This is a genomic window from Allobosea sp. P4_H5 (assembly GCF_056400825.1).
The window spans coordinates 322102-344457 of sequence record NZ_JBFUKM010000001.1; the positions used below are offsets into that span (position 1 = coordinate 322102).

Consider the following 22356-nt stretch of genomic DNA (forward strand, 5'->3'; position numbering starts at 1 on the left):
TGCCCGTCTCCGAATCGATCGCGCTTGCGCGTTGCCGAGCGCTTCACGTCACCTCGAACCAGCTCCACAGCCCGCGGTCGAAGCGCTCCAGCACGGTCGAGGAGATCAGCCAGCGCCCGGGATTGTCGGCGATGAAGGCGATGTGCAGGCGCTTGCCCTCGGGAATCTGCACCGTATCGAGGAAATAGGGCTCCCAGCCGTCGTCGAGCGGATGCAGCAGGCGGAAGCAGTGGCCGTGAACATGGAAGGGCTGCAGGAAGGCGGTTTTGTTGGTGATGCCGATCACCACCGGTGATCCGCGCCTGACGCTGAACAGCGGCTTGCCCTTCGGATCGCCCTGGCCGCCATTGACGGTCCAGGGCCTGGCGAGGTCGATGCCGGCGAGGTCGAGCTTGTTCTCCGGCGTGACCTTGGCGCCGCCCTCGATGATCATCTCGGAGCGCCGGGCGTCCTGGAGCCGCACCGCCGCCGGCAGCGCCGGATTGAGTGGCATGGCCGTGATCGCCGGGCGCGCCGGCTTCGCCGTCCCGTCGCTGACGAAGCGCACCAGCGGCACGCCGGGGCCGATCAGCGCGGTGACGCTGGCGGCGGCGCCGGCCGTCTCCGGCATGTCGAAGATCACGTCGTAGCGCGTGCCCGGCGCGAAAGGCAGCTGGCCCCGGACCGGCTCGAAGGTCTCGGTCGGCTGGCCGTCGACCGCGGCGACGAAGGCCTTCATCTCGTCGAAGCGCAACCGCATGATCCGGGCATTGCAGGCATTGGCGAGACGAAGCCGGACGCGGGCGCCGGGCGGAAGCTTGACCGGCAGTGGCGGCGGCTTGCCGTTGACCGTCAGCCAGCTGCCGAGCCGGCCGGCCGCCGCGCCGTCCTGCGCGTCCGCCGCAAAGGGCAGCAGTTTCTGGTCGTCGCCGAGCAGCCAGTCACCGATCAGGGCGGGCAAATCGAGATCGACCGCAGGCGGCTCCTTCTCCTCGACGATGAGCAGGCCCGAGAGCCCGCGCCCGGCCGGCTCGGAGGAGCCGCCGAGCAGCATCGGACGATAAAGGAAGGTGCCGGAATCAGGTGGCGTCAGTCGGTATTCGAACTGCCCGCCCGGAGGCACCGGCTCTTGGTTGAAGCCGCCCACACCATCCATGGCGTGATCGGCGCGCAGGCCGTGCCAATGCAGCGAAAGCGGCTTGTCGGTCCGATTCTGCAGATTGAGCCGCAAGGTCTCGCCCTGCTTCACCTTGAGGACGGGCCCCGGGGTCGCACCATCGAAGGCCCAGATCTCGGTCTCGGGCGCCGGTGCCGGTCGCAAGCGCAGCTTGGCGGGGGCAGCGACGAGATTCTGTAAGGCGCCTGCCGACGCGGCTTGCGGCGCAGGCGGCGCCTGTTGGGCCAGTGCGGACAGCGGCGAGAGCAGGGTCGCCATGCCGGCGCCCTGCGCGATGACGAGGCGTCGACTGGGATGAGGGCGCGAGGCCGGCGGCGAAGCGTCTTTGCTCATGCTCGCGACATAGCCTCACCGGGTCATTCTGGCGAGCGCAAAGCCACTTGGAAGCCGCCTTCGCAGAAGTGTCGCATTTTTTTGCTGCATGACGCGCCCGAAATGGTATAGCGGCGCGGCCTACGGTGCTGCTGTCGCGAGGACTGCGATGTGGCGCACCGGGTCGGCGGGCGTGGCGGAACTGGTAGACGCACTGGTTTTAGGTACCAGCGGCGAAAGTCGTGGGGGTTCGAGTCCCTCCGCCCGCACCAGGATTCGGATTTCGCGAGCGCGGCGGCGGTCACCCGGCGTCGCGCTTTGGACATTGAAGTAAAGAGCTGTTGAGCGGATCAGAACGATGAACGTGACCGAAACCCTGTCCCAGGGCCTCAAGCGCGAATTTCAGGTGGTGCTGAACGCCACCGACCTCAAGACCAGGCTGGATGACGGCCTCGCCGGTCTGCAGGGCAAGGCCCGCATCAACGGCTTCCGTCCCGGCAAGGTTCCGGTCGGCCATCTGCGCCGGCTCTATGGCCGTTCGGTCATGGCCGATGTCGTCCAGAACGCCGTCAACGAGGCGAACCAGAAGATCGTCGCCGACAACGGCCTGAAGCTCGCCTTCGAGCCGCAGATCAAGTTCCCCGAGAACAAGGACGAGATCGAGGCCGCGATGGAGGCCAAGGGCGATCTCGCCTTCACCGTCGCGCTCGAAGTCCTGCCGAAGATCGAGGTCGCCGACGTCTCCGACGTCTCGCTCGAGAAGCCGGTCGCGGAGGTCCCCGAGGCCGATGTCGATGCAGCGCTTGAGCGCATGGCCTCGCAGAATCGCGCCTTCGAGTCGAAGAAGGACGGCGCCAAGGCCGCCAAGGGCGATCGCCTGCTGATCTCCTTCGTCGGCACACTCGAAGGCAAGCCCTTCGATGGCGGCACCGGCTCGGAAATCCCGCTCGAACTCGGTGCGGGCCAGTTCATCCCGGGCTTCGAGGAGCAGCTCGAGGGCGTCAAGAAAGGTGAGCAGCGCACCGTTTCGGTGACCTTCCCCGAGAACTATGCGGCTGAGAACCTCGCCGGCAAGCCGGCCGAGTTCGCCGTCACCGTCGACGACGTCCAGGCTCCGGGCGAGCTGAAGATCGACGACGAGCTCGCCAAGGGCTTCGGCATGGAGTCGCTCGAAGCGCTCAAGACCGCGATTCGCGAGCAGATCGGCCGCGAGTTCGGCGAGCAGTCGCGCCGCAAGATCAAGAAGGCCCTGCTCGACGCGCTTGACGGCAAGTACAGCTTCGAGCTGCCGCCGACCCTGGTCGAGCAGGAGTTCGCAGCGGTCTGGAGCCAGGTCGAGGCGGACATGAAGAACGCCAACAAGACCTTTGCCGACGAGAACGCCACCGAGGACGAGGCTCGCGCCGAGTACCGCAGGATCGCCGAGCGCCGCGTGCGCCTCGGCCTGGTGCTGGCCGAGATCGGCGAGCAGGCCAAGGTCCAGATCTCGGATGACGAGGTGACTCAGGCCCTGATCGCGCGCGCCCGCCAGTTCCCGGGCCAGGAGAAGGAAGTCTGGGAGTTCTATCGCAAGAACCCGCAGGCGCTCGCCGAGATCCGCGCCCCGATCTTCGAGGAGAAGGTCGTCGACCATCTGCTCGGCCAGGTGAAGGTCTCCGACAAGTCGGTCTCGCGCGAGGCGCTCTTCGCCGACGACGAGGACGAAGGCGCTGCCGAGGCCAAGCCGAAGGCCGCCAAGGCGAAGAAGACCAAGAAGGCTGCGACCGAGGCGGCGGACGAGGCCTCGGCCTGATCCTTCCCAGCTGATCGATGATATCGGCGCCGTCCGCACTCTGCGGGCGGCGCTTCCCTTTTCAGCCGCCGTAGGCATGCTTATGTGGGGTCTTCGCCGCTATCGGCTGATTCCCGCCCGCTTTGACCCCAAGGACCGACGATGATGCGTGACCCGATCGAGACCTATAACAATCTCGTCCCGATGGTGGTCGAGCAGTCGAGCCGCGGCGAGCGCGCCTTCGACATTTATTCGCGCCTGCTGCGCGAGCGCATCATCTTCCTGACCGGCCCGGTCGAGGACTACTCCGCCTCGCTCATCGTGGCGCAGCTGCTGTTCCTCGAGGCCGAGAACCCGAAGAAGGAAATCTCCTTCTACATCAACTCGCCCGGCGGCGTGGTCACCTCGGGCTTGTCGATCTACGACACCATGCAGTTCATCCGCTGCCCGGTGACGACGCTTTGCGTCGGCCAGGCCGCCTCGATGGGCTCGCTCCTGCTGACCGCCGGCGCCAAGGACATGCGCTTCGCGCTGCCGAACGCCCGCATCATGGTCCATCAGCCGTCCGGCGGCTTCCAGGGCCAGGTTACCGACATCCTGATTCACGCCCGTGAGGTCGAGAGCCTGAAGCGGCGCCTGAACGAGATCTACGTCAGGCACACCGGCCGCTCCTACGAGGATATCGAGGGCGCGCTGGAGCGCGACAATTTCATGACCGCCGACCAGGCCAGGGAATTCGGCCTGATCGACAAGGTCATCGACAAGCGTGCGGATGAGGCGGCCTAAGGCTGTCGCGGTACCTCGCGCCTGTGGGTTGGCGAGCGGCTCGCGAAGGGCCATATTGCCTTAAGACTAGGCCCCATGTTTGCATGGGGCATCTGAAGGGCGCGGCAAGGCGCTCGAGCGGTCCGATTTTGGGTCAGTTTCGTCGCCGCCTGCGCCAGAGCGACGCGTTAACCTAAAAATCGTGATCTGAGCGCCTATTATGACGGGGAGACGACATCAGCCTGCCGTTATTCGGTGGCGGATTTTGTCCTCCGAGATGGAGAATCACGATGACTAAGGCCAGCGGCGGCGATTCCAAGAGCACGCTCTACTGCTCCTTCTGCGGCAAGAGCCAGCACGAAGTCCGCAAGCTGATCGCGGGCCCGACCGTGTTCATCTGCGATGAATGCGTCGAGCTCTGCATGGACATCATCCGCGAGGAATCGAAGTCCGCGCTGGTGAAGTCCAAGGACGGCGTGCCGACCCCGAAGGAGATCCGCAAGGTTCTCGACGACTACGTCATCGGCCAGGACCACGCCAAGAAGGTCCTCTCGGTCGCGGTCCACAACCACTACAAGCGGCTCAGCCACGCGACGAAGCACAACGACGTCGAGCTGGCGAAGTCGAACATCCTGCTGATCGGGCCGACCGGTTCGGGCAAGACGCTGCTCGCGCAGACGCTCGCCCGCATCCTCGACGTGCCGTTCACCATGGCCGATGCGACGACGCTGACCGAGGCCGGCTATGTCGGTGAGGATGTCGAGAACATCATCCTGAAGCTGCTCCAGGCCTCCGACTACAATGTCGAGCGGGCGCAGCGTGGCATCGTCTACATCGACGAGATCGACAAGATCAGCCGCAAGTCGGACAACCCCTCGATCACCCGCGACGTCTCGGGCGAGGGCGTGCAGCAGGCGCTGCTCAAGATCATGGAGGGCACTGTCGCCTCCGTGCCGCCGCAGGGCGGGCGCAAGCATCCACAGCAGGAGTTTCTGCAGGTCGATACCACCAACATCCTGTTCATCTGCGGCGGCGCCTTCGCCGGGCTGGACAAGATCATCTCCAGCCGCGGCAAGGGCACCTCGATCGGCTTCGGCGCGACCGTGAAGTCTCCTGACGACCGCCGCACCGGCGCGATCTTCCGCGAGGTCGAGCCGGAGGATCTGCTGAAGTTCGGCCTGATCCCGGAATTCGTGGGTCGTCTGCCGGTGCTGGCGACGCTCGAGGACCTCGACGAGGCTGCGCTCAAGACCATCCTCACCGAGCCGAAGAACGCGCTGGTCAAGCAGTATCAGCGTCTGTTCGAGATGGAGGACACCGAGCTCACCTTCACCGACGAGGCAGTCAGCCTGATCGCCCGCAAGGCGATCGAGCGCAAGACCGGCGCGCGTGGCCTGCGCTCGATCATGGAAGGCATCCTGCTCGAGACCATGTACGAGCTGCCGGGGCTGGAAGGCGTCGAGCAAGTCGTCATCGGGCCCGAGGCGGTCGAGTCGAAGTCGCGTCCGCTGTTCATCTATGCGGACCGCGAAGAAGAGACCAAGTCGGCCTCTGCCTGAGCAATAACCGGATTCCGGTTCAGTTCGGAACGCGCGCCCCTGGCGCGCGTTTTGCTTTGTCGGGCTTGATGGATCCTCCTGCCCGAAACTGCTTTTCCCCTTGCCGGATCCCTCACGGCCTCGTGTGCCGATTGCGGCGGAAGCGGCGGTGGACTGCGTGAGGCGTCGCTTGAAAGCCGGCGTCGAAACATCCACCTTATGATTACCTGTGAGACTCGCGTGCCTGTCGAGGGCGCGATCCGCGGGGGCGCCTGGCGCGAATGGTCGCGCCGCGCGGTACGTCCGCTCGATTGCCTTTCAAAGGGGTCGGCCGGGCGAAAACTTGAAGGACTAGACATGACTGGCTCGACGCCCCGCGCCCCGCTTGTCCCCGGCACGACCGATACCTATCCGGTCCTCCCGCTGCGCGACATCGTCGTATTCCCGCACATGATCGTGCCGCTCTTCGTCGGCCGCGAGAAGTCCATTCGCGCGCTTGAGGAAGTCGTCAAGAACGATGGCCTGATCCTGCTCGCCACGCAGAAGAACGCCGGCGACGACGATCCGGAAACCGGCGACATCTATGAAATCGGCACGCTCGCCCGCGTGCTGCAGCTGCTCAAGCTGCCCGACTCGACCGTGAAGGTGCTCGTCGAGGGCATCGGCCGGGCCAAGGCGACGACCTATACCGCCACCGACAACTTCTATGAGGCGCAGGCCGAGGCCCTCGCCGAGGAGGACGGCAAGAAGGTCGAGGTCGAGGCGCTCGCCCGCTCGGTCGTCAGCGAGTTCGAGAACTATGTGAAGCTCAACAAGAAGATCTCGCCCGAGATCGTCGCGGCGGTTTCGCAGATCGACGAGCCGGCCAAGCTCGCCGATACGGTCGCCTCGCATCTGGCGGTCAAGATCGCCGACCGTCAGGCCGTGCTCGAGGTGATGAACGTCGCGCACCGGCTCGAGAAGGTGCTCTCTTTGATGGAGAGCGAGATGTCGGTGCTGCAGGTCGAGAAGCGCATCCGCTCGCGCGTCAAGCGCCAGATGGAGAAGACCCAGCGCGAGTACTATCTCAACGAGCAGATGAAGGCGATCCAGAAGGAGCTGGGCGACGGCGAGGAAGGCCGTGACGAGCTGGCCGAGCTGGAAGAGCGCATCGCCAAGACCAAGCTGACCAAGGAAGCGCGCGACAAGGCGCTCGCCGAGGTCAAGAAGCTCAGGCAGATGTCGCCGATGTCGGCCGAAGCCACGGTCGTGCGCAACTATCTCGACTGGCTGCTCGGCATCCCGTGGGGCAAGAAGTCGAAGATCAAGAAGGACCTCGCTGCAGCCCAGAAGGTGCTCGACGACGACCATTTCGGCCTCGACAAGGTCAAGGACCGCATCGTCGAATATCTCGCCGTGCAGCAGCGCGCCAACCGGCTCGCCGGCCCGATCCTGTGTCTCGTCGGCCCTCCGGGCGTCGGCAAGACCTCGCTCGGCAAGTCGATCGCCAAGGCGACCGGCCGCGAGTTCGTGCGCATGTCGCTCGGCGGCGTGCGTGACGAGGCCGAGATCCGCGGTCACCGCCGCACCTATATCGGTTCGATGCCCGGCAAGATCATCCAGTCGATGAAGAAGGCCAAGACCTCGAACCCGCTCATCCTGCTCGACGAGATCGACAAGATGGGCCAGGACTTCCGCGGCGATCCGTCGGCGGCCCTGCTCGAGGTGCTCGATCCCGAGCAGAACTCGACCTTCAACGACCATTACCTCGAGGTCGATTACGACCTGTCGAACGTGATGTTCGTGACCACGGCGAACACGCTGAACATCCCGCCGGCCCTTTTGGACCGCATGGAGGTGATCCGCATCGCCGGCTACACCGAGGACGAGAAGGCCGAGATCGCGCGCCGCCACCTGATTCCGGGGACGATCGCCAAGCACGGCCTGCAGTCCAAGGAATGGTCGATCGACGACGAGGCCCTGACGACGCTGGTCCGGCGCTACACTCGCGAGGCCGGCGTTCGTAACCTCGAGCGCGAGATCGCCAACACCGTCCGCAAGGCGGTGAAGGAGATCGTGCTGTCGAAGAAGAAGAAGGTCGCGGTCACGCCTGCGGTGCTGGAAGAGTATCTCGGCCCGCCGCGCTATCGCTATGGCATGGCGGAAACCGAGGATCAGGTCGGTGTCGTCACCGGCCTGGCCTGGACCGAGGTCGGCGGCGAGATGCTGACGATCGAAGGCGTGATGATGCCCGGCAAGGGCAAGATGACCGTCACCGGCAACCTGCGCGACGTGATGAAGGAATCGATCTCGGCGGCGGCGTCCTATGTCCGCTCCCGCGCCATCGATTTCGGCATCGAGCCGCCGTTGTTCGACCGGCGCGACATCCACGTCCACCTTCCCGAGGGGGCGACCCCGAAGGATGGTCCGTCGGCGGGCATTGGCATGGCCACGGCTATCGTCTCGGTCATGACCGGCATCCCGGTCCGCCGCGATGTCGCCATGACCGGCGAGGTCACGCTGCGGGGCAGGGCGCTGCCGATCGGCGGCCTCAAGGAGAAGCTGCTTGCCGCTCTGCGCGGCGGCATCAAGAAGGTGCTGATCCCGGAGGACAACGCCAAGGATCTGGTCGATCTGCCGAAGTCCGTGAAGAACGGGCTTGAGATCGTCCCGGTCTCGCGGATGGACCAGGTGCTCCAGCACGCGCTGGTGCGCCAGCCGACGCCGATCGTCTGGGAAGAGGATTTGAAGGCACCTGTGCCCAAGGGCACTGAGGACGACGCAGCCGCGGCTGGCATCGCCCACTGAGCCCAGCGCTCGCGAATGATGAGGCCGCCGGCATCGCCGGCGGCCTTTTTTGTTGGCCGGGCCCTTGAGCCGCACTCTGCGTCATAGCTTAGCGCTGGGTCAGGAGGTGCCGATGAGCGTGCGAAATACGGGTGAGATCTGGCTCGAGGCCAATGAGTGCGCAGCCCGGATCGGTCTGTCGAAGCGGGCTTTGCGGCTCTACGAAGAGCACGGCCTGATCCGGCCGCGGCGAACGCAGAAGGGCTGGCGCCTCTACGGCGCCGACGAGATCGCCCGTTTGCACGAGATCCTGGCGCTGAAGCGATTGGGGTTCAGCTTGAAGCGGATCACCGCGCTGTTGCAGGGCAAGGCGGTCGATCTCGCCGGTATCCTCGGCATCCAGCGCGACCTGCTGACAGAACAGCGCGAGCGGGCCGAGCAGGGGCTTGCCCTCGTCCGCGCCGCACAGGCCAAGCTCGCCACCGGTACCTCCCTCACTGCCAACGAACTGATCAGGCTCGCGAAGGAGGCCAACATGACCGAGACCAGCACCGACACCGTCGCCTGGCGGCGCTACGAGCAGGCGCGGCCGCGCACCGAGGTCAAGATCGATCCGCGCCGCTTCGAGCGCTGCACCGGCTTCTACCGCCATCCCACCGGCCTGATCATGGCCGTTACCCGGGAGGGCGATCGCCTCTTCCTGCAGCTCACGGGGCAACCGAAGTTCGAGCTCTTCGCCGAGAGCGAAAGCAATTTCTTCCTGAAGGTCGTGCCGGCGCAGCTCACCTTCGCGGCGACTGGTAATGACCGGGCCGAGGCGCTGACCCTTCATCAGGGCGGATACGAGGCAGTCGCCACACGTATCGACGAGGCGGAGGCGAAACGCCAGCGCGAGGAGCTCGGCGAGCGCGTGCGCAATCGGGTTCCGCATCCGCGCAGCGAGGAGACCTTGCGCGAGGTCCTCGAACAGCAGCAACACGGCACCATGCCGTTCGAGCTTCTGAGCGAGGAGCTCGCGGAACTCGTGCGCGAGCAGCAGCCGATCGTCAGCGCCGAGCTCGAAGCGAAGGGCCGTTTGCAATCGCTCGGATTCCGCCGCGTCGGCGAGGACGGCGTCGACATCTACGAAGCGCAGTTCGCTCGAGGCTCCCTGCAATGCGGCATCGGCTTCGGCGGGGATGGCCGGGTCCACACGCTGTGGATGCTGCCAGCCTGAGTCGCACGATGGGAAGGGTTGGTGGGCGGTGACGGGCTCGAACCGCCGACATCCTCGGTGTAAACGAGGCGCTCTACCGACTGAGCTAACCGCCCTTGCCCGCCGTTTAAGGCTACGGGGCCGGCTTCGCAAGCCACAGGACGCGAAGTGCGCAGCTTTGCCCAGCGGCGAGTTTCGCGGCGAAGGGCGCGGGGCGGTCTGAACGGCTCCAGGCCGCCATGCCGGAACGACGCAACCGTGGAGACCGCCGCCCAGATTCGCCGTCGCTGGCCGGGCACGCCGATCGATCAGCATGCGTCGGCTCGATCGCAGAGCTGGAGAACTGCCAGTTTCAGCCTCTTTCCACGGACTTTGGAGATGATCGATATTTTGACGGCTTCTGTGCTTGACAGTCAGGGCCGGGGGCCATAATCCCAACGCCGCCGGGGACGAGTTCCTCCGCCGCCCGCGCGGGCGTAGCTCAGTTGGTTAGAGTGCCGGCCTGTCACGCCGGAGGTCGCGGGTTCGAGCCCCGTCGCCCGCGCCATTTTCAGCACATGATCCCAGTAGGTTGAAGCTCTTGCTTCATGTCGTGCTGAAGCTGTTCGGATGCAGCCTCGCATCCTCCCGTAAATTGCGTGACCGTGCCGGAAGTCGCTCCTGGTTCGGCTCCCCGTCGTGCGGCTCGACGGTCGCCAATGCCGTGCTGAGGCGGCTAGGGAAACGACCGCTAAGGTCCGGGTCGGTTCAGGCCCATGAGCTCCGGGCAGGGCCTGGCATCCGCTCACCAGGGCCGGCGCGGGCCGGTGTCGATATGGATCAGCCCGTTCCAGTAGACCTTGTTGCCGCCGACCTCGGGCAGGGTGCGCGCCCATTCCAGGACGGTGCGCGGCCTCACTCCGGGCACACGGAAATCCATCGCCTCGCAGCGCTTGTGGAAGGAGCCGCGCCGCGCCCGCCAGGGCGGGCGCCAGGTCGAGGTCACCTTCACCGCCCCGTATTTGTCTGAGATCTTGCCGAGAATCGCCTTCAGCACCGGCGGCAGGCAGACGATCGAGGTGCCTGGATCGGTCGAGATGCCTGGCCTGTCGGGCTTCTCGTTGGGATCGAAGGCGGGTTCCTCGGCGGTCTGCCCCGGCGTGCGCTGCGGCCATTCCGGCCCTTCGTCGTCGTCGGGCTGGGCGAGGGTGGGCGCGGGGCCCGGTGTCGTCACGACGCTGGCTTCGACCGGAGCCTGTGGAAGCACGACGATCGGCGGTGCGCCCGGCTTGACCTGCAGGTCAAGATCGAACGGACGCCCGGGCGGCAAGGGCGCAAGCATCATCTGAGCCGCGGCCTCGGCGCCGAACGCCATCGCGACGGCGCAGGCGAGCGCTGTCCTCCGCATTGCGCTCATGCGATCCGGGATGCCGATGGCAGGGCTGCGGCCAGGAGTGCGCGATCACGATGCGTTGTTGGCCACGGCATTCCCGCAACGGTGCTCCTGACGCATCGGCAGCGCTTGCCGACGAATCGTGCCGGCGCCGAAGACTTAACGTTACGTCCCCGTTTGCCATGCTTCTGCGCGCTGCGACAACCGTCTTGCGCCCGGCGTCGCCAGTCACGAAAATCGGCGCCGAAACGGCAGAGAATCGTGACACTTCCGCGGGCCGCTCGCGCATATGCGGCAAAGACATGGCGACAGGCGCGTTGTGCGGCGCGGCGAACCCTTGCGTGATTCTAAAGCAGGGTCTAATCGACTGGCGAGATTGAGGGCGCCAGTCGCGGCGCCGGGTTGAAGCGGGGTGACAGATGCAAGCTCTTCCTGTGCAGTCCCTGCTGTCGGACTACCTGCCTCTGGTGATCTTCATCGGCCTGTCGCTGGTGATCGGCCTCGCGCTGCTGATCGCGCCTTTCGCCGTGGCCTATTCCAAGCCGGACGCCGAGAAGCTCTCGGCCTATGAATGCGGCTTCAACGCCTTCGACGACGCACGCATGAAGTTCGACGTGCGCTTCTATCTCGTCGCCATCCTCTTCATCATCTTCGATCTCGAGGTCGCCTTCCTCTTCCCCTGGGCTGTCGCCTTCGGCGGCCTCGGCTGGGTCGGCTTCTGGTCGATGATGGTGTTCCTCGGCGTGCTGACGGTCGGCTTCGTCTACGAGTGGCGCAAGGGCGCGCTCGAGTGGGATTGATCGCTTTGTCGCAGAGACCTGATACGCTCCGGTCCGTGTTCTTGCATTCGACGAAACCTAAAGGTTCGAACTGATGGCCATGACAGCGATCGATCGTGGTGATCCGCTGGTTGCGCCCGCGCCGCGGGGCCTGCTCGGCCCGGACGGCAAGCCGCTCGGCGCCCGCGATCCCTACTTCGCCGAGATCAACAACGAGCTGGCGGACAAGGGCTTTCTCGTCACGGCGAGCGACGACCTGATCAACTGGGCCCGCACGGGCTCGCTGATGTGGATGACCTTCGGCCTCGCCTGCTGCGCGGTCGAGATGATGCAGCTCTCCATGCCGCGCTACGACGTCGAGCGATTTGGTTTCGCTCCCCGGGCCAGCCCGCGGCAATCGGACGTGATGATCGTCGCCGGCACGCTGACCAACAAGATGGCTCCGGCCCTGCGCAAGGTCTACGACCAGATGCCGGAGCCGCGCTACGTCATCTCGATGGGCTCCTGCGCCAATGGCGGCGGCTATTACCACTACAGCTATTCGGTGGTGCGCGGCTGTGACCGCATCGTGCCGATCGACGTCTATGTGCCGGGCTGCCCACCGACCGCGGAAGCGCTGCTCTACGGCGTGCTGCTACTGCAGAAGAAGATCCGGCGGACCGGGACGATCGAGCGCTGAGGCGCTCGTGGACCGGTGGCTTGCGAAGGTGATGCGATGAGCGAAGCGCTCGTGACATTGGGCGAAGAGATCAAGGCGGCGCTGCCCGGCGCAGTGACCGATATCGTCGTCGCCTATGACGAGCTGACCGTGCTCGCCGAGGCTGCCTCGATCGTACAGGTGCTTAAGACCCTTTATGACGATCAGCGCTTCCGCTTCGTCAATTTCACCGACATCGCCGGCGCCGACTATCCGCAGCGCGAGAAGCGCTTCGAGGTGGTCTATCACCTGCTCTCGCCGCGCCATAACCGACGCATCCGCGTCAAGGTCCAGACCGACGAGGCGACCCCGGTCCCCTCCGTGATCGAGGTCTTCCCGGCCGCGAACTGGTACGAGCGCGAGGCCTACGACTTCTACGGCATCCTGTTCTCGAACCATCCGGATCTGCGCCGCATCCTCACCGATTACGGCTTCGAGGGCTATCCGCTGCGCAAGGACTTCCCGCTGACCGGCTTCGTCGAGGTCCGCTATGACGACGAGCAGAAGCGCGTCGTCTACGAGCCGGTGAAGCTGAACCAGGAGTTCCGCAACTTCGACTTCCTCTCGCCCTGGGAAGGGACGGAATACGTCCTGCCGGGCGACGAGAAGGCCAAGGCGGGCTGAGCGGATGGGCGAAGGCCACAAACTCTCCGGCGGCTGTCTCTGCGGCTCCGTTCGCTTCACGGCGACGATGGCGAAGCCCGAGATGGACGTCTGTCATTGCGACATGTGTCGCAAATGGAGCGGCGGCGTGCTGATGACCGTGCCCTGCGCGGACGTGGCGGTGGCCGACGAGACGCATCTTGCCGTCTACACCTCGTCGGAATGGGGCGAGCGCATCTTCTGCCGCAACTGCGGCACCAGCCTGTTCTGGCGCCAGCGCTCGGGGCAGGGCCATGTCGCGGTGGCGTTCCCGAGCCTCGACGATCCGTCCGGCCTCGTCTTCGCCGAAGAGATCTTCATCGACGAGAAGCCTGACCTCTACGCCTTCGCGGGCGAGCGCCGGCGCAAGACCGGCGAGCAGCTGATCGCCGAATTCCATGCCGCCCAGGAAGGCCGGACATGACCGAACACAACATCCGTAACTTCTCGATCAATTTCGGGCCGCAGCATCCGGCGGCGCACGGCGTGCTGCGCCTGGTGCTGGAGCTCGACGGCGAGATCGTCGAGCGCGTCGATCCGCATATCGGCCTGCTGCATCGCGGCACCGAGAAGCTGATCGAGCACAAGACCTATCTCCAGGCCGTGCCCTATTTCGACCGGCTCGACTATGTCGCGCCGATGAATCAGGAGCACGCCTTCGCGCTTGGCGTCGAGAAGCTGATGGGCGTGACCGTGCCGCGCCGCGGCCAGCTCATCCGCGTGCTCTATTCCGAGATCGGCCGCATCCTTTCACACATCCTCAACGTCACCACGCAGGCGATGGACGTCGGTGCGCTCACCCCGCCGCTCTGGGGCTTCGAGGAGCGCGAGAAGCTGATGATCTTCTATGAGCGGGCCTGCGGCGCGCGCATGCACGCGGCCTATGTCCGGCCGGGCGGCGTCCACCAGGACCTGCCGACCTCGCTGATCCACGACATCGCCGAATGGTGCGATCCGTTCCTCAAGGTCTGCGACGACCTCGAAGGCCTACTCACCGACAACCGCATCTTCAAGCAGCGCAATGTCGACATCGGCGTCGTCGATCTCGAGACCTGCTGGAAGTGGGGGTTCTCGGGCGTGATGGTGCGTGGCTCCGGCGCGCCCTGGGACCTGCGCAAGTCGCAGCCCTACGAGTGCTACGAGGAGATGGAATTCGACATCCCCGTCGGCAAGAACGGCGACTGCTACGACCGCTACTGCATCCGCATGGAAGAGATGCGCCAGTCGGTGCGGATCATGAAGCAGTGCTGCGAGAAGCTGCTCTCCGCCGACGGCGGCGGGCCGATCTCCTCGCTCGACGGCAAGATGGTGCCGCCCAAGCGCGGCGAGATGAAGCGCTCGATGGAAGCGCTGATCCACCACTTCAAGCTCTACACCGAGGGCTACAAGGTGCCCGAGGGCGAGGTCTATGCCGCCGTCGAGGCGCCCAAGGGTGAATTCGGCGTCTATCTCGTCTCCGACGGCACCAACAAGCCCTATCGCTGCAAGATCAAGGCGCCGGGCTTCGCCCATCTCCAGGCCATGGATTTCATGTGCCGCAAGCACATGCTCGCCGACGTCTCTGCGATCCTCGGCTCCCTCGACATCGTCTTCGGGGAGGTCGATCGGTGAGATTGGCCGCTGCCTTGATCGGTCTGCTCGGATGCACGATCGCCGCTTGCGGCGCGTCGGCGCAGTCGCGGCCGACCTATCAGCAGCTTGAAGGGGCCGGGTACCGCTATGTTGCCAAGGATCAGCCTGGCTATGTGAGCTGGTGTTCCTGGATTTATGTGCGCCGCTGCTCGGATGCCGTCTACAGCTGCAGCTGTGGCGGCCAGGATCCGAACTATGGGCGTTGCGCGCCGGCCTTGCCGCGTGCCGCCGCTCACTATCGAAGCTATTGCCAGGGTTGAGAGCATCGAATGTCCGTCCGTCGCCTCGCACCCGATCATGTTCAGCCGGCCTCCTTCGCCTTCAATGCGGCGAACGAGAACTGGGCTGACCAGCAGATCGCAAAGTACCCGGAAGGCCGCCAGGCCTCGGCCGTGATCCCGCTCCTGTGGAAGGCGCAGGAGCAGCATCATGGCTGGCTGCCGCGCGCCGCGATCGAAGCGGTTGCCCATAAGCTCGGCATGGCGCCGATGCGGGTGCTGGAGGTCGCGACCTTCTACACCATGTTCAACCTGCAGCCGGTGGGCACGCATTTCGTCCAGCTCTGCGGCACGACGCCCTGCGCGCTGCGCGGCGCCGAGGCGCTGAAGAAGGTCTGCGAGGACGTGATCGGCCCGCAATCGACCGTAACCCCTGACGGCAAGCTGTCCTGGCTCGAGGTCGAGTGCCTCGGCGCCTGCTGCAATGCCCCGATGGCGCAGATCAATTTCGACTACTTCGAAGACCTGAATCCTGAGAATTTCCGCAAGCTGCTCGAGGATCTGCGCCACGGCCGCCCGACTAAGCCCGGCCCGCAGGTCGACCGCTCCTGTTCGGAGCCGCTTGGCGGCGGCGACACGCTGAAGGATCCGGCCCTGTACAATGGCTCGGTGATCGGCGCCGGCGACTGGCAGAAGCGCATTAGCAGGCAGCGCGAAGAGGCCGCGATCAGGATCGCTAGCGAGAAGGCCGCGGCCGAGGCCAAGGCCAAGGCGGAAGCCGAGACTGCAGCAGCGACGGCCAAGGCCGGCCCGACCGACGTCAAGACCGCGCCGGCTCCCGAGTCCGCTGCGCCGGCGCGTCCCAAGCCGTCCGAGCCGAACCAGCCGGCTAGCGCCGCGCAGGATACTCCCTCCGCGACCGGCAAGGCGATCAAGGATACCCTGGCCAAGGCGCCGGCGGCCAACGCTGCTCCGGCGGCCGAGCCGGCTCTTGCCGTGGCCGAGTCCAAGCCGCAGCTGCTGACTGCGGCCCGCGGCGGCAAGGGCGATGATCTCGAGCTGATCTGGGGCGTCGGTCCCAAGCTCGGCAAGATGCTCAACGAGATGGGCGTCTGGCACTTCGACCAGGTCGCGGCCTGGACCCCGGCCGAGCTCGCCTGGGTCGATGCAAGGCTGACCGGTTTCAAGGGCAGGGCCGTGCGCGACGACTGGATCTCGCAGGCGAAGAAGCTCGCTACCGGCTGGCGGCCGGAGAGCAAGCTCGGCGACAAGCCGGCGAACTGAGGCGATAACGATGCTTGCTGATCGCGACCGCATCTTCACCAATCTCTACGGCCTCCACGACTTGTCGCTGAAGGGCGCCATGCAACGTGGCGCCTGGGACGGCACCAAGTTCCTGCTCGAGCAGGGGCGCGACTGGATCATCGACGAGATGAAGAAGTCGGGCCTGCGCGGGCGCGGCGGCGCCGGCTTCCCGACCGGCCTGAAATGGTCGTTCATGCCCAAGCAGAGCGATGGGCGCCCGCACTATCTCGTCGTCAACGCCGACGAATCGGAGCCGGGCACCTGCAAGGATCGCGAGATCATGCGCAACGACCCGCATACGCTGGTCGAGGGCTGCCTGATCGCCTCCTTCGCCATGGGGGCGCATGCGGCCTACATCTACATCCGCGGCGAGTATGTCCGCGAGCGCGAGGCGCTGCAGCGCGCTGTCGACGAGGCCTATGAGGCGAACCTCATCGGCAAGAACAACAAGCACGGCTATCCCTTTGATCTCTATGTCCATCACGGCGCCGGCGCCTATATCTGCGGCGAAGAGACGGCGCTGCTGGAGAGCCTCGAAGGCAAGAAGGGCATGCCGCGGCTGAAGCCGCCTTTCCCGGCCAATGTCGGCCTCTATGGCTGCCCGACCACCGTCAACAACGTCGAGTCGATTGCGGTCGCGCCGACCATCCTGCGCCGCGGCGCCAGCTGGTTCTCTTCGATCGGCACGCCGAACAATGTCGGCACCAAGCTGTTCTGCGTCTCGGGCCATGTGAACAAGCCCTGCAACGTCGAAGAGGCGATGGGCCTGACCTTCCGCGAGCTGATCGACCGCCATTGCGGCGGCATCCGCGGCGGCTGGGACAATCTCAAGGCGGTCATTCCCGGCGGCTCCTCGGTGCGCATGGTGCCGGCCGAGCAGATCATCGACACGCCGATGGATTTCGACTCGCTCTCCAAGCTGAAGTCGGGCCTCGGCACGGCGGCGGTGATCGTGATGGACAAGTCGACCGACATCATCCGCGCCATCGCCCGCATCAGCTATTTCTACAAGCATGAGAGCTGCGGCCAGTGCACGCCGTGCCGCGAGGGCACCGGCTGGATGTGGCGTGTCGTCAACCGCATGGCGGAAGGGCGCGCCCAGAAGCGCGAGATCGACATGCTGCTCGACGTTTCCAAGCAGATCGAGGGCCACACCATCTGCGCGCTGGGCGATGCTGCCGCCTGGCCGATCCAGGGCCTGATCAACCATTTCCGTCACGAGATCGAGCAGCGCATCGACGACTATGCCGCCAACCCGCATGGCGAGCCGGTCAGGCTCATGGCGGCGGAGTGAGACCATGACCAAACTCCTCATCGACGGCATCGAGGTCGACGTCCCGCCGGAGTACACCGTGCTCCAGGCCTGCGAGGCGGCGGGCGCCGAGGTGCCGCGCTTCTGCTTCCATGAGCGCCTCTCGATCGCCGGCAATTGCCGCATGTGCCTGGTCGAGGTGAAGGGCGGCCCGCCGAAGCCGCAGGCCTCCTGCGCCATCGGCGTGCGCGATCTGCGCCCCGGCCCGAACGGCGAGCCGCCGGTCGTCTCGACCAAGTCGCCCATGGTCAAGAAGGCGCGCGAAGGGGTGATGGAGTTCCTGCTCATCAATCACCCGCTCGACTGCCCGATCTGCGACCAGGGCGGCGAGTGCGACCTGCAGGACCAGGCCATGGCCTACGGCGTCGACACCTCGCGCTATGCCGAGAACAAGCGCGCCGTCGAGGACAAGTATATCGGCCCGCTGGTCAAGACCTCGATGACGCGCTGCATCCAGTGCACGCGCTGCGTCCGCTTCACCACCGAGGTCGCCGGTGCCTCCGACCTCGGCGCCATCGGCCGCGGCGAGGACATGGAGATCACCACCTATCTCGAGCACGCGATGAGCTCGGAGCTGCAGGGCAATGTCGTCGACCTCTGCCCGGTCGGCGCCCTGACCTCCAAGCCCTACCAGAACAAGGCCCGGCCCTGGGAGTTGACCAAGACCGAATCCATCGACGTGATGGACGCGGTCGGCTCGGCGATCCGCGTCGACTCGCGCGGCCGTGAGGTGATGCGGGTGCTGCCGCGCATCAACGAGGCGGTGAACGAGGAGTGGATCTCCGACAAGACCCGCCACATCGCCGACGGCCTCAGGACCCAGCGTCTCGACCAGCCTTACATCCGCGAGAACGGCGCGCTGCGCCCGGCGAGCTGGACCGAAGCGCTCGCGCTGGTCGCGGGGAAGCTCAAGGCCGCCAAGCCTGAGCGCATCGGCGCGATCGCCGGCGATCTCGCCGCGGTCGAGGAGATGTATGCGCTTAAGGGCCTGATCGTCGGCCTCGGCTCGAACAACCTCGATTGCCGCCAGGACGGGGCGAAGCTCGACCCGGCTTTCGGCCGCGCTGCCTACATCCTCAACACCGGTATCGCCGGCATCGAGGATGCGACCTCGCTGCTGATCATCGGCTCGAACCCGCGCCGCGAGGCGCCGATCGTCAACGCCCGCATTCGCAAGCGCTGGCTGCGCGGCGACTTCAAGGTCTCGCTGATCGGCGAGAAGGTCGACCTGACCTATGCCTATGACTATCTCGGCGCAGGCGCCGAGACGCTGGCCGATCTGGTCAAGCGCGCCGGTCCTGCTGGCGAGCGGCCGATGGTGCTGGTCGGGCAGGGCGCTCTCACCCGCGGCGACGGCGCCGCCGTGCTCTCGCTCGCGGCCAAGGCGGCCGAGGTGCTCGGCGCGGTCAAGGATGGCTGGAACGGCTTCGGCGTGCTGCACACCGCGGCGGCCCGCGTCGGCGGTCTCGATCTCGGCTTCGTACCGGGCGAGGGTGGTCATGACGTCGCCCACATGACGAGGGAGGGCGCGCTCGACGTGCTCTTCCTGCTTGGCGCCGACGAGATCGAGGTGCCGGCCGGCGCCTTCGTGATCTACCAGGGCAGCCATGGCGACAAGGGCGCGCACCGCGCCGACGTGATCCTGCCGGGTGCGGCCTATACCGAGAAGTCCGGCACCTTCGTCAATACCGAAGGGCGGGTGCAGATGGCCGCTCGCGCCACCTTCCCGCCCGGCGACGCCAAGGAGGACTGGGCGATCCTGCGGGCGCTCTCCGCCTCGCTCGGCAAGCCGCTGCCCTTCGATTCGCTGTCGGCACTGCGCCGCGAGCTCTATGCCGCCCATCCGCATTTCGCTGCGGTCGACATGGTCGCCGAAAGCGATCGTGCCGGGCTGGCGAAGCTGGCGGGGCAGGGCGGCGCGACCGACAAGGCCGGCTTTACCCCGGCGGTCGCCGATTTCTACACCACGAACCCCATCGCCCGCGCTTCGGCGGTGATGGCGGAATGCTCGGCGCTGGCCTCCGGCCGCATGCGCCAGGCGGCGGAGTAAGCCTCGATGAACTGGGACCTCGTCCTCGATCTCGCGATCATCGCCGGCAAGAGCCTGCTGCTCCTGGTCGCGCTACTGGTCTTCATCGCCTTCATGCTGCTGGCCGACCGCAAGGTCTGGGCGGCGGTGCAGCTGCGCCGCGGCCCGAACGTGGTCGGCCCCTTCGGCCTGCTGCAGAGCTTCGCCGACCTCCTGAAGTTCGTCTTCAAGGAGCCGATCATCCCGTCGGGCTCCAACAAGGGTGTGTTCCTGCTGGCGCCGCTGGTCACCTGCCTGCTCGCGCTGGCGGCCTGGGCGGTGATTCCGGTGGCGGAAGGCTGGGCGATCGCCGACATCAATGTCGGCGTGCTCTACATCTTCGCGATCTCCTCGCTCGGCGTCTACGGCATCATCATGGGCGGCTGGGCTTCGAACTCGAAGTACCCGTTCCTCAGCGCGCTGCGCTCGGCGGCGCAGATGGTCTCCTACGAGGTCTCGATCGGCTTCGTGATCGTCACCGTGTTGCTCTGCGTCGGCTCGCTGAACCTGTCGGCGATCGTCGAGGCGCAGAACACCAAGGCGGGCCTGTTTGGTTGGTACTGGCTGCCGCTCTTCCCGATGTTCATCGTCTTCTTCGTCTCGGCGCTGGCCGAGACGAACCGGCCGCCCTTCGATCTGGCCGAGGCGGAATCGGAGCTCGTCGCGGGCTTCATGGTCGAGTACTCCTCGACCCCGTATCTGCTGTTCATGCTCGGCGAATACGTGGCGATCATGACCATGTGCGCGCTGACCACGATCCTGTTCCTCGGGGGCTGGCTGCCGCCGTTCCCGATCGCGCCCTTCACCTGGCTGCCGGGCGTGGTCTGGTTCGTGCTGAAGGTCATGCTGGTCTTCTTCATGTTCGCCATGGTGAAGGCCTTCGTGCCGCGCTACCGCTATGACCAGCTGATGCGGCTGGGCTGGAAGGTCTTCCTGCCGCTGTCGCTGGCTTGTGTCGTGATCGTTGCGGCGGTGCTGCAGATCACGGGTTGGGGCCCCGCGCCCTGATGTCGGGGCAGGCCGGCCTGATTGGAGCCCTGATCGGCTTCGTCGTCGGTCTGATCGAATATCGGCTCGTCACTGGGCTGGTGGTCGGCGCCTTGCGCCGCACCGACAGCTCCACGACGCAGGCCGAGAAGGATGATTACGAACGGCGCATCCGCCTGTTGAAGGCGGCGGTGCTGGTGGTGTCGGTGGGTGGTTTGCCCATCGTCGGTTACCTGGTCGGCCGGACTCTGTTTGGCTGAGACGAGAGAAGGACGAGACTGATGTCACTCGCGCAAGCCGCCAAGGGACTGCTCCTCAAGGAGTTCGTCGGCGCGTTCGCCTTGTCGATGCGCTATTTCTTCAAGCCGAAGGCGACGCTGAACTACCCCTTCGAGAAGGGCGTGCTCTCGCCGCGCTTCCGGGGCGAGCACGCGCTGCGCCGCTATCCGAACGGCGAGGAGCGCTGCATCGCCTGCAAGCTCTGCGAGGCGATCTGCCCGGCGCAGGCGATCACGATCGAGGCCGGCCCGCGCCGCAATGACGGCACCCGCCGCACGACGCGCTACGACATCGACATGACCAAGTGCATCTATTGCGGCTTCTGCCAGGAGGCCTGCCCGGTCGATGCCATCGTCGAGGGGCCGAATTTCGAGTTCGCCACCGAGACGCGCGAGGAGCTGTTCTACGACAAGGACAAGCTGCTCGATAACGGTGCCCGCTGGGAACGCGAGATCGCGCGCAACATCGCGATGGATGCGCCGTATCGCTGAGGACTACGGCCCGTCGCGCGGTTGTCGCGTCCGGCGGGCCTGACTATAGACGCTCCAAACTGCGGCGGGTCGCGACCCGCCGCTTGATGAAACGAGGGCCGCCCGCAAGGGCGGAAAGGCTGGCGAAGATGAATGCCGCAGCGGCTTTCTTCTATCTCTTCTCAGGCGTCACCATCGCCTCGGCGCTGATGGTGATTTCGGCGCGCAACCCGGTGCATTCGGTGTTGTTCCTGATCCTCGCCTTCGTCAACGCGGCGGGCCTGTTCCTGCTGCTCGGGGCCGAGTTCCTGGCGATGCTGCTGGTCGTCGTCTATGTCGGCGCGGTCGCGGTGCTCTTCCTTTTCGTGGTGATGATGCTCGACGTCGATTTCGCCGAGCTGCGCCAGGGCTTCCTGCAATACCTGCCGATCGGCGGCCTGATCGGCCTGATCTTCGCGGTCGAGCTGCTGCTGGTCGTCGGCGCCTGGGTGATCGACCCGCAGATCGTGCGTGCGCCCGTCGCGGCGATTCCCGCGGGCGTCACCAACACCGCCGCGCTCGGCCAGGTGCTCTACACGAAGTACATCTACTACTTCCAGGCGGCCGGCCTCGTGCTGCTCGTTGCGATGATCGGCGCGATCGTGCTGACGCTGCGCGATCGCAAGGGCATCAAGCGCCAGGATATCCCGACGCAGAACGCCCGCACCAAGGCTGCGGCGATGGATGTGAAGCAGGTGCCCTCGCGCGCCGGCGTTCCGGAGGAGATGGCGTGATGGTCGGGCTTGGATCTTATCTCGCGGTCGCTGCGATCCTGTTCACGCTTGGCGTGCTTGGCATCTTCATCAACCGCAAGAACGTCATCGTCATCCTGATGTCGATCGAGCTGATCCTGCTCTCGGTCAACCTCAACTTCGTCGCCTTCTCGAGCTTCCTGAACGACATCGTCGGCCAGGTCTTCGCCATGCTGGTGCTGACCGTCGCTGCTGCCGAGGCCGCGATCGGGCTCGCCATTCTCGTCGTCTACTTCCGCAACCGCGGCACGATCGCGGTGGAAGACATCAACATGATGAAAGGCTGAGCGCGGCAACGCGC

The 22356-nt window shown here is 65.8% G+C and carries 20 protein-coding genes and 3 tRNA genes; 20 read left to right on the forward strand and 3 right to left on the reverse strand.

Features of this window, described 5'->3' with window-relative positions:
* Positions 1 to 43 precede the first annotated feature (43 nt).
* Complete coding sequence (locus tag AC1DS0_RS01545) at positions 44 to 1489, reverse strand: multicopper oxidase family protein (RefSeq protein ID WP_476812643.1); 1446 nt, start codon at positions 1487 to 1489, stop codon at positions 44 to 46.
* Between the two features lie 166 nt (positions 1490 to 1655).
* Between AC1DS0_RS01545 and AC1DS0_RS01550 the strand changes: the two genes are divergently transcribed.
* From AC1DS0_RS01550 to AC1DS0_RS01575, 6 genes are all read left to right on the forward strand, one after another.
* Positions 1656 to 1740 (forward strand) — tRNA-Leu (locus AC1DS0_RS01550).
* An 86-nt stretch (positions 1741 to 1826) separates the two neighbouring features.
* On the forward strand, positions 1827 to 3260 hold the full coding sequence (tig, locus tag AC1DS0_RS01555; RefSeq protein WP_476812644.1) for a trigger factor: 1434 nt from the start codon (positions 1827 to 1829) through the stop codon (positions 3258 to 3260).
* A 144-nt stretch (positions 3261 to 3404) separates the two neighbouring features.
* A complete protein-coding gene (locus AC1DS0_RS01560) occupies positions 3405 to 4025 on the forward strand; it encodes an ATP-dependent Clp protease proteolytic subunit (protein WP_476812645.1) in 621 nt (206 codons plus the stop codon).
* 269 nt (positions 4026 to 4294) lie between these two features.
* Positions 4295 to 5563: an ATP-dependent Clp protease ATP-binding subunit ClpX gene (clpX, locus tag AC1DS0_RS01565; protein ID WP_152014568.1), complete on the forward strand. Its 1269-nt coding sequence runs from the start codon at positions 4295 to 4297 to the stop codon at positions 5561 to 5563.
* A gap of 336 nt (positions 5564 to 5899) precedes the next feature.
* Positions 5900 to 8329, forward strand: a complete 2430-nt coding sequence (gene lon / locus AC1DS0_RS01570; protein ID WP_476812646.1) for an endopeptidase La — start codon at positions 5900 to 5902, stop codon at positions 8327 to 8329.
* A 112-nt stretch (positions 8330 to 8441) separates the two neighbouring features.
* Positions 8442 to 9524: a MerR family transcriptional regulator gene (locus AC1DS0_RS01575; RefSeq protein ID WP_476812647.1), complete on the forward strand. Its 1083-nt coding sequence runs from the start codon at positions 8442 to 8444 to the stop codon at positions 9522 to 9524.
* Positions 9525 to 9543: 19 nt separating this feature from the next.
* On the opposite strand, the gene AC1DS0_RS01580 is transcribed toward AC1DS0_RS01575, so the two are convergent.
* Positions 9544 to 9619, reverse strand: a tRNA-Val gene (locus tag AC1DS0_RS01580).
* A gap of 354 nt (positions 9620 to 9973) precedes the next feature.
* Here AC1DS0_RS01580 and AC1DS0_RS01585 point away from each other — a divergent pair.
* Positions 9974 to 10050, forward strand: a tRNA-Asp gene (locus tag AC1DS0_RS01585).
* 237 nt (positions 10051 to 10287) lie between these two features.
* Here AC1DS0_RS01585 and AC1DS0_RS01590 read toward each other — a convergent pair.
* Positions 10288 to 10899: a YcbK family protein gene (locus AC1DS0_RS01590; RefSeq protein WP_476812648.1), complete on the reverse strand. Its 612-nt coding sequence runs from the start codon at positions 10897 to 10899 to the stop codon at positions 10288 to 10290.
* Positions 10900 to 11309: 410 nt separating this feature from the next.
* Here AC1DS0_RS01590 and AC1DS0_RS01595 point away from each other — a divergent pair, with 410 nt between their 5' ends.
* The 13 genes from AC1DS0_RS01595 (at position 11310) to nuoK (ending at position 22342) form a co-directional block, all read left to right on the forward strand.
* Positions 11310 to 11675 carry an NADH-quinone oxidoreductase subunit A gene (locus AC1DS0_RS01595; protein WP_091830508.1) on the forward strand — a complete coding sequence of 122 codons (366 nt, stop codon included), beginning with the start codon at positions 11310 to 11312 and terminating at the stop codon, positions 11673 to 11675.
* Positions 11676 to 11754: 79 nt separating this feature from the next.
* Positions 11755 to 12333, forward strand: a complete 579-nt coding sequence (locus AC1DS0_RS01600) for a NuoB/complex I 20 kDa subunit family protein (protein WP_152014951.1) — start codon at positions 11755 to 11757, stop codon at positions 12331 to 12333.
* Positions 12334 to 12369: 36 nt separating this feature from the next.
* A complete protein-coding gene (locus tag AC1DS0_RS01605) occupies positions 12370 to 12975 on the forward strand; it encodes an NADH-quinone oxidoreductase subunit C (protein WP_476812649.1) in 606 nt (201 codons plus the stop codon).
* A 4-nt stretch (positions 12976 to 12979) separates the two neighbouring features.
* A complete protein-coding gene (locus tag AC1DS0_RS01610; protein WP_476812650.1) occupies positions 12980 to 13417 on the forward strand; it encodes a GFA family protein in 438 nt (145 codons plus the stop codon).
* Positions 13414 to 14604 carry an NADH-quinone oxidoreductase subunit D gene (locus AC1DS0_RS01615; protein WP_454027339.1) on the forward strand — a complete coding sequence of 397 codons (1191 nt, stop codon included), beginning with the start codon at positions 13414 to 13416 and terminating at the stop codon, positions 14602 to 14604. The genes AC1DS0_RS01610 and AC1DS0_RS01615 overlap by 4 nt, the downstream gene beginning before the upstream one ends.
* A 290-nt stretch (positions 14605 to 14894) precedes the next feature.
* Positions 14895 to 16127, forward strand: coding sequence for an NADH-quinone oxidoreductase subunit NuoE (nuoE, locus tag AC1DS0_RS01620; protein WP_476812651.1), 1233 nt, complete (start codon positions 14895 to 14897; stop codon positions 16125 to 16127).
* A 10-nt stretch (positions 16128 to 16137) separates the two neighbouring features.
* Positions 16138 to 17442, forward strand: coding sequence for an NADH-quinone oxidoreductase subunit NuoF (gene nuoF / locus AC1DS0_RS01625; protein WP_092154251.1), 1305 nt, complete (start codon positions 16138 to 16140; stop codon positions 17440 to 17442).
* 4 nt (positions 17443 to 17446) lie between these two features.
* Entirely contained in the window at positions 17447 to 19510 is a 2064-nt protein-coding gene (gene nuoG, locus AC1DS0_RS01630; RefSeq protein WP_476812652.1) for an NADH-quinone oxidoreductase subunit NuoG, read from the forward strand.
* A gap of 6 nt (positions 19511 to 19516) precedes the next feature.
* Complete coding sequence (gene nuoH / locus AC1DS0_RS01635; RefSeq protein ID WP_152014577.1) at positions 19517 to 20536, forward strand: NADH-quinone oxidoreductase subunit NuoH; 1020 nt, start codon at positions 19517 to 19519, stop codon at positions 20534 to 20536.
* A complete protein-coding gene (locus tag AC1DS0_RS01640) occupies positions 20536 to 20775 on the forward strand; it encodes a hypothetical protein (RefSeq protein WP_476812653.1) in 240 nt (79 codons plus the stop codon). The genes nuoH and AC1DS0_RS01640 overlap by 1 nt, the downstream gene beginning before the upstream one ends.
* Before the next feature lie 21 nt (positions 20776 to 20796).
* Complete coding sequence (nuoI, locus tag AC1DS0_RS01645) at positions 20797 to 21285, forward strand: NADH-quinone oxidoreductase subunit NuoI (RefSeq protein ID WP_057192642.1); 489 nt, start codon at positions 20797 to 20799, stop codon at positions 21283 to 21285.
* A 128-nt stretch (positions 21286 to 21413) separates the two neighbouring features.
* Positions 21414 to 22037, forward strand: coding sequence for an NADH-quinone oxidoreductase subunit J (locus AC1DS0_RS01650; RefSeq protein WP_476812654.1), 624 nt, complete (start codon positions 21414 to 21416; stop codon positions 22035 to 22037).
* On the forward strand, positions 22034 to 22342 hold the full coding sequence (gene nuoK, locus AC1DS0_RS01655; protein WP_091829440.1) for an NADH-quinone oxidoreductase subunit NuoK: 309 nt from the start codon (positions 22034 to 22036) through the stop codon (positions 22340 to 22342). The genes AC1DS0_RS01650 and nuoK overlap by 4 nt, the downstream gene beginning before the upstream one ends.
* The last annotated feature ends 14 nt before the right edge of the window (positions 22343 to 22356 follow it).